Origin of the sequence: Serratia sp. CY56464 (assembly GCF_052168435.1) — a bacterium.
In the GTDB taxonomy this organism is placed as follows: domain Bacteria; phylum Pseudomonadota; class Gammaproteobacteria; order Enterobacterales; family Enterobacteriaceae; genus Serratia; species Serratia marcescens.
In genome coordinates this window covers 1435140-1449401 of record NZ_JBJNMV010000001.1, presented here as the reverse complement: position 1 = coordinate 1449401, position 14262 = coordinate 1435140, and the positions used below count along the sequence as shown (strand labels likewise).

12 protein-coding genes are annotated in these 14262 nt (G+C 61.7%); 3 read left to right on the top strand and 9 right to left on the bottom strand.

What is annotated here, in order from left to right:
- Window positions 1-85 precede the first annotated feature (85 nt).
- Window positions 86-1273, bottom strand: coding sequence for a benzoate/H(+) symporter BenE family transporter (locus ACJ8KE_RS06975; protein ID WP_049300526.1), 1188 nt, complete (start codon window positions 1271-1273; stop codon window positions 86-88).
- Window positions 1274-1388: 115 nt separating this feature from the next.
- Between ACJ8KE_RS06975 and ACJ8KE_RS06970 the strand changes: the two genes are divergently transcribed.
- Together ACJ8KE_RS06970 and ACJ8KE_RS06965 are read left to right on the top strand one after the other, a co-directional pair.
- On the top strand, window positions 1389-1952 hold the full coding sequence (locus ACJ8KE_RS06970; RefSeq protein WP_117286836.1) for a helix-turn-helix domain-containing protein: 564 nt from the start codon (window positions 1389-1391) through the stop codon (window positions 1950-1952).
- A gap of 194 nt (window positions 1953-2146) precedes the next feature.
- Window positions 2147-4240 carry a prolyl oligopeptidase family serine peptidase gene (locus ACJ8KE_RS06965; RefSeq protein WP_442517180.1) on the top strand — a complete coding sequence of 698 codons (2094 nt, stop codon included), beginning with the start codon at window positions 2147-2149 and terminating at the stop codon, window positions 4238-4240.
- A 75-nt stretch (window positions 4241-4315) separates the two neighbouring features.
- On the opposite strand, the gene dtpA is transcribed toward ACJ8KE_RS06965, so the two are convergent.
- The 5 genes from dtpA to rsxD all read right to left on the bottom strand — a co-directional run bounded on the left by dtpA (window position 4316) and on the right by rsxD (window position 9495).
- The gene (gene dtpA / locus ACJ8KE_RS06960; protein ID WP_016927896.1) at window positions 4316-5830 is read right to left on the bottom strand and encodes a dipeptide/tripeptide permease DtpA; all 1515 of its coding nucleotides are present in this window, start codon (window positions 5828-5830) and stop codon (window positions 4316-4318) included.
- Window positions 5831-6434: 604 nt separating this feature from the next.
- Window positions 6435-7076 carry an endonuclease III gene (gene nth, locus ACJ8KE_RS06955; RefSeq protein ID WP_004938407.1) on the bottom strand — a complete coding sequence of 214 codons (642 nt, stop codon included), beginning with the start codon at window positions 7074-7076 and terminating at the stop codon, window positions 6435-6437.
- Window positions 7076-7774, bottom strand: a complete 699-nt coding sequence (locus ACJ8KE_RS06950; RefSeq protein ID WP_004938409.1) for an electron transport complex subunit E — start codon at window positions 7772-7774, stop codon at window positions 7076-7078. Before ACJ8KE_RS06950 ends, nth begins: the two co-directional genes overlap by 1 nt.
- A complete protein-coding gene (rsxG, locus tag ACJ8KE_RS06945; protein WP_004938412.1) occupies window positions 7771-8400 on the bottom strand; it encodes an electron transport complex subunit RsxG in 630 nt (209 codons plus the stop codon). The genes ACJ8KE_RS06950 and rsxG overlap by 4 nt, the downstream gene beginning before the upstream one ends.
- A gap of 9 nt (window positions 8401-8409) precedes the next feature.
- Window positions 8410-9495 carry an electron transport complex subunit RsxD gene (gene rsxD / locus ACJ8KE_RS06940; RefSeq protein ID WP_016927895.1) on the bottom strand — a complete coding sequence of 362 codons (1086 nt, stop codon included), beginning with the start codon at window positions 9493-9495 and terminating at the stop codon, window positions 8410-8412.
- Between the two features lie 365 nt (window positions 9496-9860).
- Between rsxD and ACJ8KE_RS06935 the strand changes: the two genes are divergently transcribed.
- A complete protein-coding gene (locus ACJ8KE_RS06935; RefSeq protein ID WP_016927894.1) occupies window positions 9861-10754 on the top strand; it encodes a helix-turn-helix domain-containing protein in 894 nt (297 codons plus the stop codon).
- 33 nt (window positions 10755-10787) lie between these two features.
- Here the strand turns inward: ACJ8KE_RS06935 and rsxC are convergent, their stop codons facing one another.
- From rsxC to rsxA, 3 genes are read right to left on the bottom strand one after another with little or no spacing between them, the layout of a single operon-like run.
- Complete coding sequence (gene rsxC, locus ACJ8KE_RS06930; RefSeq protein ID WP_442517179.1) at window positions 10788-13103, bottom strand: electron transport complex subunit RsxC; 2316 nt, start codon at window positions 13101-13103, stop codon at window positions 10788-10790.
- Window positions 13096-13668, bottom strand: coding sequence for an electron transport complex subunit RsxB (gene rsxB, locus ACJ8KE_RS06925; protein ID WP_261419601.1), 573 nt, complete (start codon window positions 13666-13668; stop codon window positions 13096-13098). Before rsxB ends, rsxC begins: the two co-directional genes overlap by 8 nt.
- Window positions 13668-14249 carry an electron transport complex subunit RsxA gene (gene rsxA, locus ACJ8KE_RS06920; RefSeq protein ID WP_004938443.1) on the bottom strand — a complete coding sequence of 194 codons (582 nt, stop codon included), beginning with the start codon at window positions 14247-14249 and terminating at the stop codon, window positions 13668-13670. Before rsxA ends, rsxB begins: the two co-directional genes overlap by 1 nt.
- Window positions 14250-14262 lie beyond the last annotated feature (13 nt).

Genomic DNA, 14262 nt, shown 5'->3' with positions numbered 1-14262 from the left:
CGGCGTCACTTATTAGGTGAATTGACAGTCAGACGACAGAGAAAGTGAAGGCGCCACGGCGTCGCTTGTCAATGTAGACCGCCTGTTATGCCTCGGAGGTTCGCCGCGGCAGCGACAGCAGCAGATGGGCGATGGCGCCGCCGACAATCCCCCAGAAGGCAGAACCGATGCCGAGCAGCGTGACGCCGGAGGCGGTGATGAGGAAGGCGATCAGCGCCGCGTCGCGCTGTTTTTCATCATGCAGCGCGCGTTGCAGGCTGCCGCCAATGGTGCCGAGCAACGCCAGCCCGGCAATGGTGTGGATCAAGGCGACCGGCAACGCGCTGAATAGCAGGCCGATGGCGCCGCCGAACAGACCGGCCAGCAGATAGAAGCCGCCGGCGGCCACCGCGCCCATATAGCGCCGCTGCGGATCGGGATGCACATCCGGCCCCATGCAGATGGCGGCGGTAATGGCCGCGATGCACACCGAGAAACCGCCGAATGGCGCCAGCAGCAGCGCGGTCAGCGCCGTCCAGGCGATCAGCGGTGAGGTGGGGACGCGGTAGCCCGCCGCCTGCAGCGTAGCGATCCCGGGGGCGTTCTGTGAAGCCATGGTGACCACGAAGAAGGGCACGCCGATGCCGAGCAGCGTCGGCCAGCTGAAATGCGGCGCGATAAATTCCGGCACGGCGAACGCCGGCGTCTGTTGCGCCAGCTGGATATCGCCCTGCAGCGCGGCGATCGCCAACCCAATCGCCAGCGTCAATACGATGGCGTAGCGCGGCAGGAAACGGCGGCTGAGCAGATAGGCCAGCCCCATGCCGGCGCTGAGGGGAAAATTGAGCTGCAGCGAAGCGAAGGCGTCCAGCCCGAAACGCAGCAGGATCCCCGCCAGCATCGCCGCAGAAATCGCCTGTGGAATATAGTCCATCAGGCGGGCAAACAGCCCGGTGACGCCGCAGAGCAGGATCAGACCGGAGGCGAAGATAAACACGCCGATCGCCTCGTTGATCGGCGTGCCGGGCAGGCTGGTGACCAGCAGCGCCGCGCCGGGCGTCGACCAGGCGGTGAGGATCGGGGTGCGATAGTAAAGCGACAGCCCGAGGGAGGTGACGCCCATTGCGATCCCCAGTGCGCTCAGCCAGCCGCCGATCTGCGCCGGCGTGGCGCCCGCGGCGGCGGCGGCCTGGAAAATGATGGCGGCAGAGCTGGTATAACCGACCAGAACGGCGACAAAACCGGCCATGACGGCAGGCAGGGTCAGATGACGCAGGGTGACGGCAGGGCGCATGGGCAGCTCCAATCGGTGGTTGTGCGTTATAACGCACAGCGAGAAATCAGCATAGCATCGTGCGTTATAGCGCACAAGCGGGTATAATCGGGCACGATACGCAGAGGAGAACAGGATGCAGGAACTTGCCGGCCATTTGGCGCACACCCTGCGCACGTTGCGCGCACAGCGCGGTTGGAGCCTGACGCAGGCGGCGGAATACACCGGCGTCAGCAAGGCGATGCTCGGGCAGATTGAACGCGGCGAGTCCAGCCCGACGGTGGCGACGCTGTGGAAGATCGCCACCGGTTTCAACGTGGCGTTTTCCGCCTTCCTTGAGGCCTCACCCGCGCAGCAGCAGGCGACGCTGCACCGCTACGGCGAGCTGCCGGTGTACGATCAGGACAATGCCGATATGCGCGTGGTGCCGCTGTTTCCCTACGATCGCCAACTGGGTTTCGACATGTTCGTCATCGATCTCGCGCCGGGCGCGCTCAGCGAATCGTCGCCGCATGAGCCGGGCGTGATCGAGCATGTGATCGTGATCAGCGGCCGGTTGGAATTGGCGATAAACGGCGAGTGGCACAGCCTGGCGGCCGGCGAGGCGATGCGCTTTCAGGCCGATCGGCCGCATGCCTACCGCAACGCCGGTTCACAAACGGTGCGTATCCACGATCTGATCCACTATCCTCAATCCTGACTCAACGCGGCGGCCGTGGGCTTTGACTCCGCGCCGCCAAACGCCTACCTTGTTGAAAATGACTCTTATTTCACAGGTTGTCGCCCATGACGGGGCGGCGTTGCAGCCGACTCAAAAGGAGCTTGATTTTGCCGGTCACCAATCGACGTCAGTTTATTAAACTCAGTGCACAAACCGCAGGAGCCGTATTCGCGATGACTTCATTACCCAACAGTATCCGCCTGGCGATGGCGGCGGAGGGCGGCGCGGCCGCCGGCGATGAATTCCTGTGGCTGGAAGAGCTGCAGGGTAAAAAAGCGCTGCAATGGGTGCAGCAGGAAAATCAGCGCACCGTGGCGCGTTTCGGCCAGGGCGAAGACTTTCAGCGCATTGAGCGCGAAGTCCTGGATATCCTCAATAAAGACACCCAGATCCCGTGGGTGAGCAAACGCGGCGAGTACTATTACAACTTCTGGCAGGATCAGGCCAACCCGCGCGGCCTGCTGCGGCGCACCACGCTGGACGAGTACCGCAAGGCCAAACCGGCCTGGGAGACGGTGCTGGATATCGATGCGTTGGGCAAGGCGGAAGGCAAGGATTGGGTCTATCAAGGCTCGCAACCGCTGGCGCCGGAATACCGTTATTGCCTGATGCAGCTGTCGCCGGACGGCGGTGACGCCACCGAAATCCGTGAATTCGATCTGGTGGCCAAACGCTTTGTCAAAGACGGTTTCAACGTGCCGGTGGCGAAAAGCCGGGTTTCCTGGGTCGATCGGGACACGCTGTTCATCGCCACCGATTTCGGCCCCGGCTCGATGACCCAGTCCGGCTACGCGCGCATCGCCAAACGCTGGCGGCGCGGTACGCCGCTGAGCGCCGCCGAAACGCTGTATGAAGCGCAGCCCGAAGACATGGCGGTCTTCGCCTATCACGACCGCACGCCGGGCTTTGAGCGCGATTTCGTCGGCCGCAGCCTGGACTTCTATCGCCGTGACTATTTCTTGCTGGCTCAGGATGGTCGGCAGAAAAAAATCGACATCCCGTCCGACGCCGAGCTGGATACGCATCGGGAATGGCTGCTGATCAAACCGAGCAGCGACTGGGAAGTGGGCGGCAAGCGTTATCCGTCCGGCGCGCTGCTGGCGGCCAACTTCGATGACTATCTGGCGGGCAAGCGCGAACTGCAGCTGCTGTTTACCCCGACGGCGGAGCAGGCGCTGAGCGGCTACAGCGGCACCCGCGATCACCTGATCCTCAGCATCATGGATAATGTGGTCAACCGGCTGGAGGTGCTGACGCCGCAGGGCGGCAGCTGGCAGCGTCGTCCGCTTGGCAACCCCGGCGCCATCAGCACCCTTTCCGCCGGCGGCATCGACGAAGAGAGCAACGCCTATTTCCTGACCGTCAGCGGGTTCCTGCAGCCGACCTCGCTGTACATGGGCAATCTCGACGGCGGTGAGGCGACGCTGTTGAAACAGGCGCCGCAGGACTTTGACGCCGCCGGCTATCAGGTCAGCCAGCATTTCGCGCGCTCCAAGGACGGCACCCGCGTGCCGTATTTCCAGATCGCCGCCAAAGATCTCAAAGCGGACGGCAGCACGCCGACGCTGCTGTATGGCTACGGCGGGTTTGAAGTGCCGCTGTTGCCGGGCTATCTCGGCGGCAAGGCGCCGGCCTGGCTGGAACGCGGTGGAGTATACGTGGTGGCCAACATTCGCGGCGGCGGCGAATACGGTCCGGCCTGGCATCAGGCGGCGCTCAAGCAAAACCGCCATCGCGCCTACGAGGATTTCGCCGCCGTGGCCGAAGATCTTATCGCACGCAAGGTGACCTCGGCGCCGCATCTTGGCGCGCGCGGCGGCAGCAATGGCGGCCTGCTGGTGGGCAATATGCTGACGCTGTATCCGCAGCTGTTCGGCTGCATCGTCTGCGAAGTGCCACTGCTGGACATGCAGCGCTATACCCAGCTTTCCGCCGGCGCGTCGTGGATCGCCGAATACGGTGACCCGAGCAAGCCGGAGGAATGGGCCTACATCAAGACCTTCTCGCCATACCACAACATTCAGGCGCAGACGGCCTACCCGCCGGTGCTGTTCTATACCGCGACCAGCGACGATCGGGTCAACCCGGCCCACGCCCGCAAAATGGCGGCGCGCATGCAGGCGATGGGGTATCAGCAGGCCTATTTCTATGAAAATACCGAAGGCGGGCACAGCGCCGCCGCCGACAAGCAACAGGCGGCGTTCCACAGCGCGCTGGTAAGCGAATTCATGTGGGCCAACCTGAGCGGCAAACCCAAGTCAGCGTAAGCCTTTTTCTTGCGGCATAAAAAAACACCGGGGCGTTAACCCCGGTGTTTTTATTTACGCTCAATCCGCTGGCGGTCAGCGAGCCGCAGTGGCTTCCTGCGCTTGCTGATTGGCGTCTTCGGTGGTGTCCAGCGTCATGCGGTACAGCTTCGGCGCGGTCAGCATCATCAGGATAGCGATGACGGCGGTGACGATGCCGATCTGCATAAACACATGGCTGTAGATGGCCAGCGAAGCGTGCGCGTCGTTGATGTCGCTTGGCACGGCGGTCAGACCGGCAACCTTACCGGCGATCAGCGCGGCGGCGGCGGTAGTCAGGAACCAGGAGCCCATGATGAAGCCCATCAGACGCTGTGGCACCAGCTGCGCTACCATCGCCAGGCCCAGGCCGGAAATCATCAGCTCGCCGATGCTCTGCAGCGCGTAGCTCAGGATCAGCCAGTTGACCGACACGATGCCCTGTTCGTTGGCGAAGCTGGCGCCCCATGGCAGCACCAGGAAGGCGCAGGAGCAGAGGATCATGCCGAAAGCGAACTTGTGCGGCATCGGCAGGCGATCGCCCATTTTGTTATACAGCGCGGCCAGAATCGGGCTGGCGAGCATGATCCAGAACGGGTTCAGCGCCTGATACTGCTCCGGCTCGAAGGCGACGCCGAAGATGCTGTGTTCCACGTTATGGATGGCGAAGAAGTTCAGCGAGGTTGGCATCTGGCTGTACAGCACGAAGAACACCACCGCTTCCAGCATCAGCAGGAAGGCGACGATCATCTTGCGGCGTGCAGCGCCGTGCAGGGCGAAGGTTTCCTTGGCGAACACCAGAACGATGCCGGCGGAAACGAGGGCCAACGCCCAGCGCGCGATCACCTGGTTGTGCAGCAGCCAGCTGGACACGGCGATCAACGCCACGATGCCGACCAGCACCATCAGCAGCTTCGGCAGATGCAGCGGCTTGAAGTCAGGTCTGGAGCCGTTTTCCTTCACCCACTTGTGGCACATCATAAAGTTGACCAGGGTGATCAGCATGCCGACCACGCTCAGGGAGAACGCCACGCTCCAGCCGTATTTCGCCGCCAGCCACGGGGTGGCCAGCATGGAGAAGAAGGAACCGATGTTCACCGACATGTAGTACATGGTGAAAGCGCCGTCGATGCGCGGATCATCTTTCTCATAGCAGGTGGACAGCAGGGAGGACGGGTTAGCCTTGAACAGGCCGCTGCCCACGGCGATGGTCGCCATGCCCATGTAGACCCAGAAGATGTCGTGGCCGGAGTAGGCCACCATGGCGTAACCGGCGGCCAGCACCAGCGCGCCGAGCACGATTACGCGTTTGGCGCCCAGCACCTTGTCGCCCAGCCAGCCGCCGATGGCGACGAAGCCGTATACCAGGGCACTGAAGGAAGAGAACAGGGTGATGGAATCGGCTTCGCTCATGCCGAGCATCTTGACCAGATAAACCGCCATGATGCCCTGCAGGCCGTAATAGCCGAAACGCTCCCACAGTTCGATCGAGAAGATCAGGTAGAACGCTTTCGGTTGTTTGAACGCGTTAAGGCTAACGCTCTCCGGGTGTTGGTTGTTTGCTGTTGACACTGGTACCTCTGTTTTTTCGCAGCCCGTCTTTGGAGGACGGGAAAGTACAAAAGTTGATGCGGAACGGCATCCTTTTGCGTTGTTATAGGATGGGGACGGCGGTTAATGTTCACTATCTTTGTCAACGTGGCAAGCAGTTTGTCATATTCGGTTACATTTAACGCTCGCAGGATTATGCTGCGATGTTGCAAATGTTATGCAGTATTAACTTTCGGGTTTTAATGGTTTGCCGATTTTTTGTTTTGATTAAAAGCTATACGCATTTTAAACAGGGATATATTCTGCTGAATTGCTATTTTTTAGCGCATCAGTGTATGTGTGGTTGTTAATCCATTGGAATGTTGTGCATATGCAGCGTTTTGTAAAATTATAGAAATTTAGGAAAACGGGACTGGCATTTGTGAACGCCTTGTGATCCTGAAAGCGTGACGTTCACCGCAATTTTTGACTAATTTTTCGCTTGAAAATAACGCGACACTGAGTTTTTCACTGAAAACCGTGATAACGCCGGGGTTACTGCTGCGCGATATCACATTTCCGATAAAAAAGAGGCGCTGGCGGGGGGGAGTGGCGGCGACGGGGGCGGTTTGCCGCCCCGTCAGACTCAGGATTCTGGATAAACCTTCTCTTTATACTCGCACAGGTCTTCGATGATGCAGGAGCCACAGCGCGGTTTGCGCGCGATGCAGGTGTAGCGCCCGTGCAGGATCAGCCAGTGATGGCAATCGACCTTGAATTCGGCGGGCACCACCTTCAGCAGCTTCTCTTCCACCTGATCGACGTTCTTGCCCGGCGCGAAGTGGGTGCGGTTGCACACCCGGAAGATGTGGGTGTCCACGGCGATGGTCGCCCAGCCGAAGGCGGTATTGAGCACGACGTTGGCGGTCTTGCGGCCGACGCCCGGCAGCGCTTCCAGCGCGGCGCGATCTTCCGGCACTTCGCCGCCGTGCAGCTCCAGCAGCATACGGCAGGTTTTGATCACGTTTTCGGCCTTGCTGTTGAACAGGCCGATGGTCTTGATGTACTCCTTGACGCCATCAACCCCCAGCGCCAGCATGGCGGCGGGGGTGTTGGCGACCGGGTAAAGCCTGGCGGTCGCCTTGTTGACGCTCACGTCGGTGGCCTGTGCAGACAGCAGCACTGCAATCAGCAGTTCAAACGGCGTGGTGTACACCAGCTCGGTGGTCGGGTGCGGGTTGTTGTCGCGCAGCCGGGTCAAAATTTCCAGTCGCTTCTGCTTGTTCATCAGGCCTTCTCAGCACGTCCTTGTTCCAGCAGCGGTTCCGCCGCCACGGCGCGAGCTTTGCGCGCCTTCATTTTTTCGTCGATCAGATATTTGACCGCCAGCAGCAGCCCCAGGCCGATAAAGGCGCCCGGCGGCAGCATGGCCAGCAGGAATGGGCTGTCGAAATGCACCACTTCGATGCGCAGCGATTTGGCCCAGCCGCCCAGCAGTTGGTCGGCGCCGTCGAACAGCGTGCCGTTGCCCAACAGTTCGCGCATCGAGCCCAGCGTCACCATCACGCCGGTGGCGCCGAGGCCGATCGCCATGCCGTCCAGCGCCGAGAGGCCGACCGGCTTCTTGGCGGCCACCGCTTCGGCGCGGCCGACCACGATGCAGTTGGTTACGATCAATGGAATAAAGATGCCGAGCGACTGATACAGGCCGAAGGCATAGGCGTTGATCAGCATCTGCACGATGCTCACCACCGCGGCGATGATCATCACGTAGATTGGAATACGCACTTCGCTCGGCACCCAGCGGCGCACCGCGGAGATGGAGGCGTTGGTCAGCGTCAGCACCAGCGTGGTGGCCAGCCCCAGGCCGAGTGCGTTGGTGACGGTGGAGGTCACCGCCAGCAACGGACACATGCCCAGCAGCTGCACCAGGGCGGAGTTGTTTTTCCACAACCCCTGGACGATCAATTCTTTGGCTTCACTCATTCGGCGGCTCCACACGCAGGTAAGCTTTCAAGTTTAGGCGGCAGCGTTTCCATATACAACGCCGTGCGGCGCACCGCATTGACCACCGCCCGCGGGGTGATGGTCGCGCCGGTGAATTGGTCGAACATGCCGCCGTCTTTCTTCACCGCCCAGCGCTTATCGTCCGGGCCTTCGATTTTCTTGCCGCTGAAGAAGGAAATCCAGTCGGAAATGCGCAGTTCAATTTTGTCACCCAGCCCAGGCGTTTCGTGGTGTTCAATCACCCGGGTGCCGAGCACCGTGCCGTTGAAATCGGCGCCGACCAGCAGCTTAATGGCGCCGGAGTAACCGTCCGGCGCGGTGGTTTCCAGCGCGGCGGCAGTCGGCTGCCCGTTTTTGCGCGCCAGGTACAAGCGGTGCGGCGCGCCGTCGCCCAAGGCCGGATCGCTGACCAGCAGGCATTCGTTCTGCATGATGTTGTCGTAGTTTTCCGGCGGCACCACCTGATCGAGCAGCGCTTTTTGCTGCAGCGCCGCCTGATGGGCGATGGTGGTTTTCGTCAGGGCGTAGACCACGGCGGTCAGGCCGGTGGTGACCGCCGCAAACACCGCCAGCGTGGTGCCGTGCTTTCTCATGGAATTCAGCATGGCGGCTCCTTAGCGATGGCCGTACACGCGCGGCTGCGTGTAGTGGTCGATTAACGGGACGGTGATGTTGGCGAGCAGCACGGCGAAGGCCACGCCGTCAGGGTAGCCGCCATAGACGCGGATCAGCCAGACCAGCACGCCGATCAGCGCGCCGTAGATTAAGCGGCCCTTCGGCGTGGTGGAGGCGCTGACCGGATCGGTGGCGATAAAGAACGCGCCCAGCATGCTGGCGCCGGAGAACAGGTGGATCAGCGGCGAAGCCTGATGCGCCGGATCGATCCACCAGGCCAGACCGGAACAGAAGGCGATGGCGGCCAACATGCTGCAAGGGATTTGCCAATGGATCAGGCGACGCGCCAGCATAAACAGGCCGCCGGCCAGGAAGCCGAGGTTGACCCACTGCCAGCCGATGCCGGCCAGCGCGCCGCCGAACAGCGGCTGCTGCAACACCTGTTCCACGCTGTGGCCGCTGCGCAGGCCGGTTTTGAAGCCGTCGAGCGGCGTGGCCTGGCTGATGCCGTCCACGCCCATCTGCAGTTCGTGCAGCGTCGCGCCCTGTGCGGTATGGCCGCTGAAAATGGCCAGCAGCGTGTCGTGGAGCGACAGCGCGGTGGCGCGCAGCTCATCCGGCGGCAACCAACTGGTCATCTGCACCGGGAAGGAGATCAGCAGCACTACGTAACCGACCATCGCCGGGTTGAACGGGTTCTGCCCGAGGCCGCCATACAGCTGTTTGGCGATAACGATGGCGAAGAAGGTGCCGATGACGATCATCCACCACGGCGCCAGCGGCGGCAGGCTGATGCCGAGCAGCAGCGCGGTCAGCAGGGCGGAGTTATCCGCCAGCCGGCTGCGCACCGGCAGCTTGCGCAGCTTGAGGATCGCGCCTTCCGCGGCCAGCGCGACGATCGCCGCCAGCGCCACCTGAATCAGCACGCCGTAGCCGAAAAACCAAATCTGCGCCGCGATGCCGGGAATGCACGCCAACATGACCCACAGCATAATGCGGCTGGTGCTTTGCTGGTTGTGGGTGAAAGGCGAGCTGGCGATGTGTAAGCCTTTGGCGGCTGTGGGTGATACCGGCCTGAACTTCATAGAGTAACGATACCTTCTGCGCCGCGCCTGCGGCAGTTTCGATGCGCCATACTGCGGGCGCGGCAAAAATGATAGCCGAGCATTCTACCTGATTCGATGCGAGGGTAATACGCCTTAATGATAGGGGTATTCGGCTTTCCGCGCATCTGGCGATCGGGGCGGCGCGATTTGATTTTTTTTTGGCCGGGAAATGGGCTAACGTGAGGAATTGTCAGTGGAACTTGTGCCGCCATCGACCGCGGGAAATGGGGTAAGCGTATGAATGAGATATCATTTTTCTCCAAACTTCCGCACAAAATAACAACTTTCACATAATCCGTGTAGGTTACTATCGCGAACATTATTGAGTCAGTGAATCCATAATAATGACAAATGAAGACATTTTTTTTATTGAAGAGCTAATTGAGTGGGTGGAGATACATCTGGAGAAACGGCCAAACCTGGATGAAGTCGCGCGTATTTCGGGCTATTCCAAGTGGCATCTGCAGCGTAAATTCAAGCGTATTACCGGCATTCAACTCGCCACCTATATCCGTTCGCGCATCCTGACACGCGCCGCGGTGGCGCTGCGTATCACCCGTCGCTCCATCATCGACATCTCCGATGAGCTGGGCTTCGACTCTCAGCAGACTTTTACCCGCATGTTCAAGCAGCGCTTCGGCACTACCCCCAATCGCTACCGCTCGATGGAGCACTGGGACGTGAAAAACCTGATGCCGCGCTTTAACTTCGAAGCCAGCTACGGCGCCGGTTATTACCCGGAAGTGAAGCGGCTGACGCTGCCCGACATGCAGTTGGTCGGCTTCACGCGCCGGCTGGATTTCGCCTCCGAACAGGAGCTGGAGTACTCGTCCTGCATGGCGATGAAGGACGAGATTTTCAACGACTTCTTCAAGGGGCTGCACGTTGACTGTCGGCGGATTTACAGCATCTACTCCCCTCATGCCGGGGAGGGCGACGAGCTATCATCCACGCTGGTGATGGCGGTCGATCCTGAACACAGAAAGGATATTCTTTCCAACCATCAGATAGACACCTTCCATTTGCCGAGCCGCGAGTTTATCTCTATCAACCATAAGGGGTCGGCGAAAGAGTGTTTGCAGTTTTTCGGCTACCTGATGTCGCATGTGATGCCGGGGTTGAAGGATGAAGTGCGCGGCAGTATGGAAATGGAGATCATTCAAACCAAAGAGTGGAATCCGGAATCCAAACTGCGCCAGATTGAAGTGGATTACACCTACCTGATCTCTATCGATTAAACGGCGCCCGGCGTCAGCCAGGCGCCGCTGTCATCATTTGTCTTCCGTTTCCGCCGCCAGCGATTCCCTGGCGGCTTTTTTGGCTTTGGCGCGGGCGATAGCCGCCGCGACCGCCGCCTTGCGCGGATCTTCTTCGGTTGCAGCCGGCGCCGGTTCCGCCGGTGCAGAGGCATCCGCCTGTTGCGCGGCTTTCTTGGCTTTGGCGCGGGCGATAGCCGCCGCGACCGCCGCCTTGCGTGGGTCTTCTTCGGCTGCAGCCGGCGCCGGTTCCGCCGGTGCAGAGGCATCCGCCTGTTGCGCGGCTTTCTTGGCTTTGGCGCGGGCGATAGCCGCCGCAACCGCCGCCTTGCGCGGGTCTTCTTCGGTTGCAGCCGGCGCCGGTTCCGCCGGTGCAGGGGCATCCGCCTGTTGCGCGGCTTTCTTGGCTTTTACGCGCGCCAGTGCCGCCGCGACCGCCGCCTTGCGCGGATCCTCTTCGGCTGGAGCCGGCGCCGGTTCCGCTGGAGCAGGGGCATCCGCCTGCTGCTCTGCCTTTTTGGCCTTCACGCGCGCCAGGGCGGCCGCAACGGCCGCTTTGCGCGGATCGTCCTCTGTTGCCGCCGGGGCGGAGCTGTCTGCGGCCGGCGCCTCTTTGCGCGCTTTCACGCGGGCCAGCGCCGCGGCCACGGCGGCTTTACGCGCGTCGTCGCCGGCGGTCGCCGGTGGCGCTTCCGCTTCCACCTCGGCAGCCAGCTGGGCACGACGTTCGCGCGCCTGCGCTTTACGCGCTTCGCGGGCGGCGATCATCTCACTGTTGTCCGGCTGCTGGCCGTTGACCGGCGTAACCGCCGCTTCGGCATTCTTGCTGCGCACGCGCGCCAGCGCGGCCTGCACTGCGCCCTGATCGTCGTCGGTCAGTTTGACGGCGGCCTTTTTATGTCGCTCTTCACGCGCCAGTTTTTCACGCTCCAGACGCGCCAGTTTGGCCTCGTAACGCGCCTTGGCCTCGGCGGTGCGCGCCGCTTCCAGATCGATAGCCTTGATTTCGGCCTTTTCCTGCCGGTAGTACTGTACCAGCGGGATATTGCTGGGGCAGACGAACGCGCAGGCGCCGCATTCGATGCAGTCGAACAGGTTATGGTTGCGCGCCTTGTCGTGCTCCTGTCCACGGCTGAACCAGTACAGCTGTTGTGGCAGCAGCCCGGCAGGGCAAGCGTCTACGCACAGGCCGCAGCGGATGCAGGACTGCTCCGGTTCCTGCGGCGTCATTTCATCCACCGTCGGCGCCAGAATGCAGTTGCTGATCTTGACGATCGGCACGTTCAGCGCGGGCAGGGTGAAGCCCATCAGCGGGCCGCCCATGACCACCATCTGCTGCGCCTGCGGGCGGAAACCGACGACGTCGAGCAGGTGCTGCACCGGCGTGCCGATGCGAGCCCACAGATTGCCGGGGCGCTCAATCGCCTCGCCGGTCAGGGTCACTACGCGCTCAATCAGCGGTTCGCCGTCGACGATCGCTCGCTTGATGGCGAAGGCGGTGCCGACGTTTTGCATCAATACGCCGATAGCGGAGGAGTGCTTGCCGTGCGGCACTTCCTTGCCGGTCAAAATTTTGGTCAGCTGCTTGGCGCCGCCGGACGGGTATTTGGTCGGGATGACGCGCAGCGCAATGCCGGACTGGCCGCGCAACGCCAGTTTCAGCGCCGCGATTGCCTCCGGCTTGTTGTCTTCGATGCCGATCAGCGTGACCTTGGGCTGCAGAATGTGTTGCAGGATCTGCGTGCCTTCAATGATCTGATCGGCATGTTCCTGCATCAGGCGGTCGTCGGCGGTGATGTAAGGCTCGCACTCGGCGGCGTTGAGGATCAGCGTTTCCACGCCGCTCATGCCGCCTTGCAGCTTGCTGGCGGTCGGGAAACCGGCGCCGCCCAGGCCGGCGATGCCGGCCTGATGAATACGTTGAATCAGTTCCGTGGCGGGCGATTGGCGATAGTCCGCCACCGGATCGCGCTCGCACCAGCGGTCTTCCCCGTCTGCCTCGATAATCACGCACAGCTCCGTCAGCCCGGACGGGTGAGCTGTGATGTGCGGGGTAATGGCGCTGACGGTGCCCGAGGTCGGGGCATGCACTGGCACGGTGCGGCCGCGGCCGACGGTCAGCGGTTGGCCTTTCAACACCCGATCGCCGGCGCTGACGCACAGCTCGCCTTCCGGCCCCAAATGCTGCTGCAGCGGAATGATAAAGGTCTTGGGCAGGGGCGCGACACGCAGCGGCGCACCGCTGGACTGCGTTTTCATTTCCGGTGGATGGATCCCGCCGTCGAAATCCCAGATCCGGTCTTTTTTAAAGGCGGCGAACAGATTAAGCATGTTGCTCCACGTGGATCACTTGCACCGGGATCGTCTTCATGTCCCACTTCCAGTTGGCGGTGGTGGTAGCGACCGGTCTCATTTCAATACAGTCGGTAGGGCAAGGGGCGACGCACAGATCGCAGCCGGTACAGAGGTCGGTGATGACGGTGTGCATGGCGCGGGTGGCGCCGACGATGGCGTCCACCGGGCAGGCCTGAATGCACTTGGTGCAGCCGATGCAGCTGGCCTCGTCGATATAGGCCACTTTACGCTCCGGCTCGGCGGCGGCTTCGCTGCCCAGCGGCTGCGGCTCTACGTTGAGCAGCTCCGCCAGTTTCAGCATCACCTGTTCGCCGCCCGGCGCGCATTTGTTGATCATCTCGCCGTTGGCCACCGCCTCGGCATAGGGGCGGCAGCCGGGGTAGCCGCACTGCCCGCACTGGCTCTGCGGCAGGATCGCGTCGACCTGCTCGGCGACCGGATCCTCTTCCACCTCAAAACGGCGCGCGGCGTAGCCCAGCACCAGTCCGAACAGCAGCCCGAGCGCGCTCAAAGCCGCGATAGCTATCCACAACGCAGTCATTAGAATTTCACCAGCCCGGTAAAGCCCATAAAGGCCAGCGACATCAGCCCGGCGGTGATCAACGCGATCGAGGAGCCGCGGAACGGCGCCGGCACGTCGGCGACCGCCAGACGTTCGCGAATGGCGGCGAACAGCACCATCACCAGCGAGAAACCGGCGGCGGCGCTGAAGCCGTAAACGGCGGACTGCAGGAAGTTATAGCCGAGGTTGACGTTAAGCAACGCTACGCCCAGCACCGCACAGTTGGTGGTGATCAGCGGCAGGAAGATGCCCAGCAGGCGGTAGAGCGCCGGGCTGGTCTTGCGCACCACCATCTCGGTGAACTGAACGACGACGGCGATCACCAGAATGAAGGAGAGCGTGCGCAGATACACCAGATCCAGCGGAACCAGAATAAAGGTGTTGATCACCCAGGCGCTGACGGAGGCCAGCGTCATGACGAAGGTGGTGGCCATTCCCATGCCGATGGCGCTTTCCAGCTTCTTGGAAACGCCGAGGAACGGGCACAGGCCAAGAAACTTCACCAGAACGAAGTTGTTCACCAGTACGGTGCCGACAAACAGGAGCAGGTATTCGGTCATTGCGATGCCTAAA

What these genes read in the sequence shown, in the direction of transcription:
- ACJ8KE_RS06975 (WP_049300526.1), bottom strand. Translation starts at nt 1,273, where the DNA reads ATGCGCCCTGCCGTCACCCTGCGTCATCTGACCCTGCCTGCCGTCATG.
- ACJ8KE_RS06970 (WP_117286836.1), top strand. Translation starts at nt 1,389, where the DNA reads ATGCAGGAACTTGCCGGCCATTTGGCGCACACCCTGCGCACGTTGCGC.
- ACJ8KE_RS06965 (WP_442517180.1), top strand. Translation starts at nt 2,147, where the DNA reads ATGACTTCATTACCCAACAGTATCCGCCTGGCGATGGCGGCGGAGGGC.
- nth (WP_004938407.1), bottom strand. Translation starts at nt 7,076, where the DNA reads ATGAACAAGCAGAAGCGACTGGAAATTTTGACCCGGCTGCGCGACAAC.
- ACJ8KE_RS06950 (WP_004938409.1), bottom strand. Translation starts at nt 7,774, where the DNA reads ATGAGTGAAGCCAAAGAATTGATCGTCCAGGGGTTGTGGAAAAACAAC.
- rsxG (WP_004938412.1), bottom strand. Translation starts at nt 8,400, where the DNA reads ATGCTGAATTCCATGAGAAAGCACGGCACCACGCTGGCGGTGTTTGCG.
- rsxD (WP_016927895.1), bottom strand. Translation starts at nt 9,495, where the DNA reads ATGAAGTTCAGGCCGGTATCACCCACAGCCGCCAAAGGCTTACACATC.
- ACJ8KE_RS06935 (WP_016927894.1), top strand. Translation starts at nt 9,861, where the DNA reads ATGACAAATGAAGACATTTTTTTTATTGAAGAGCTAATTGAGTGGGTG.
- rsxC (WP_442517179.1), bottom strand. Translation starts at nt 13,103, where the DNA reads ATGCTTAATCTGTTCGCCGCCTTTAAAAAAGACCGGATCTGGGATTTC.
- rsxB (WP_261419601.1), bottom strand. Translation starts at nt 13,668, where the DNA reads ATGACTGCGTTGTGGATAGCTATCGCGGCTTTGAGCGCGCTCGGGCTG.
- rsxA (WP_004938443.1), bottom strand. Translation starts at nt 14,249, where the DNA reads ATGACCGAATACCTGCTCCTGTTTGTCGGCACCGTACTGGTGAACAAC.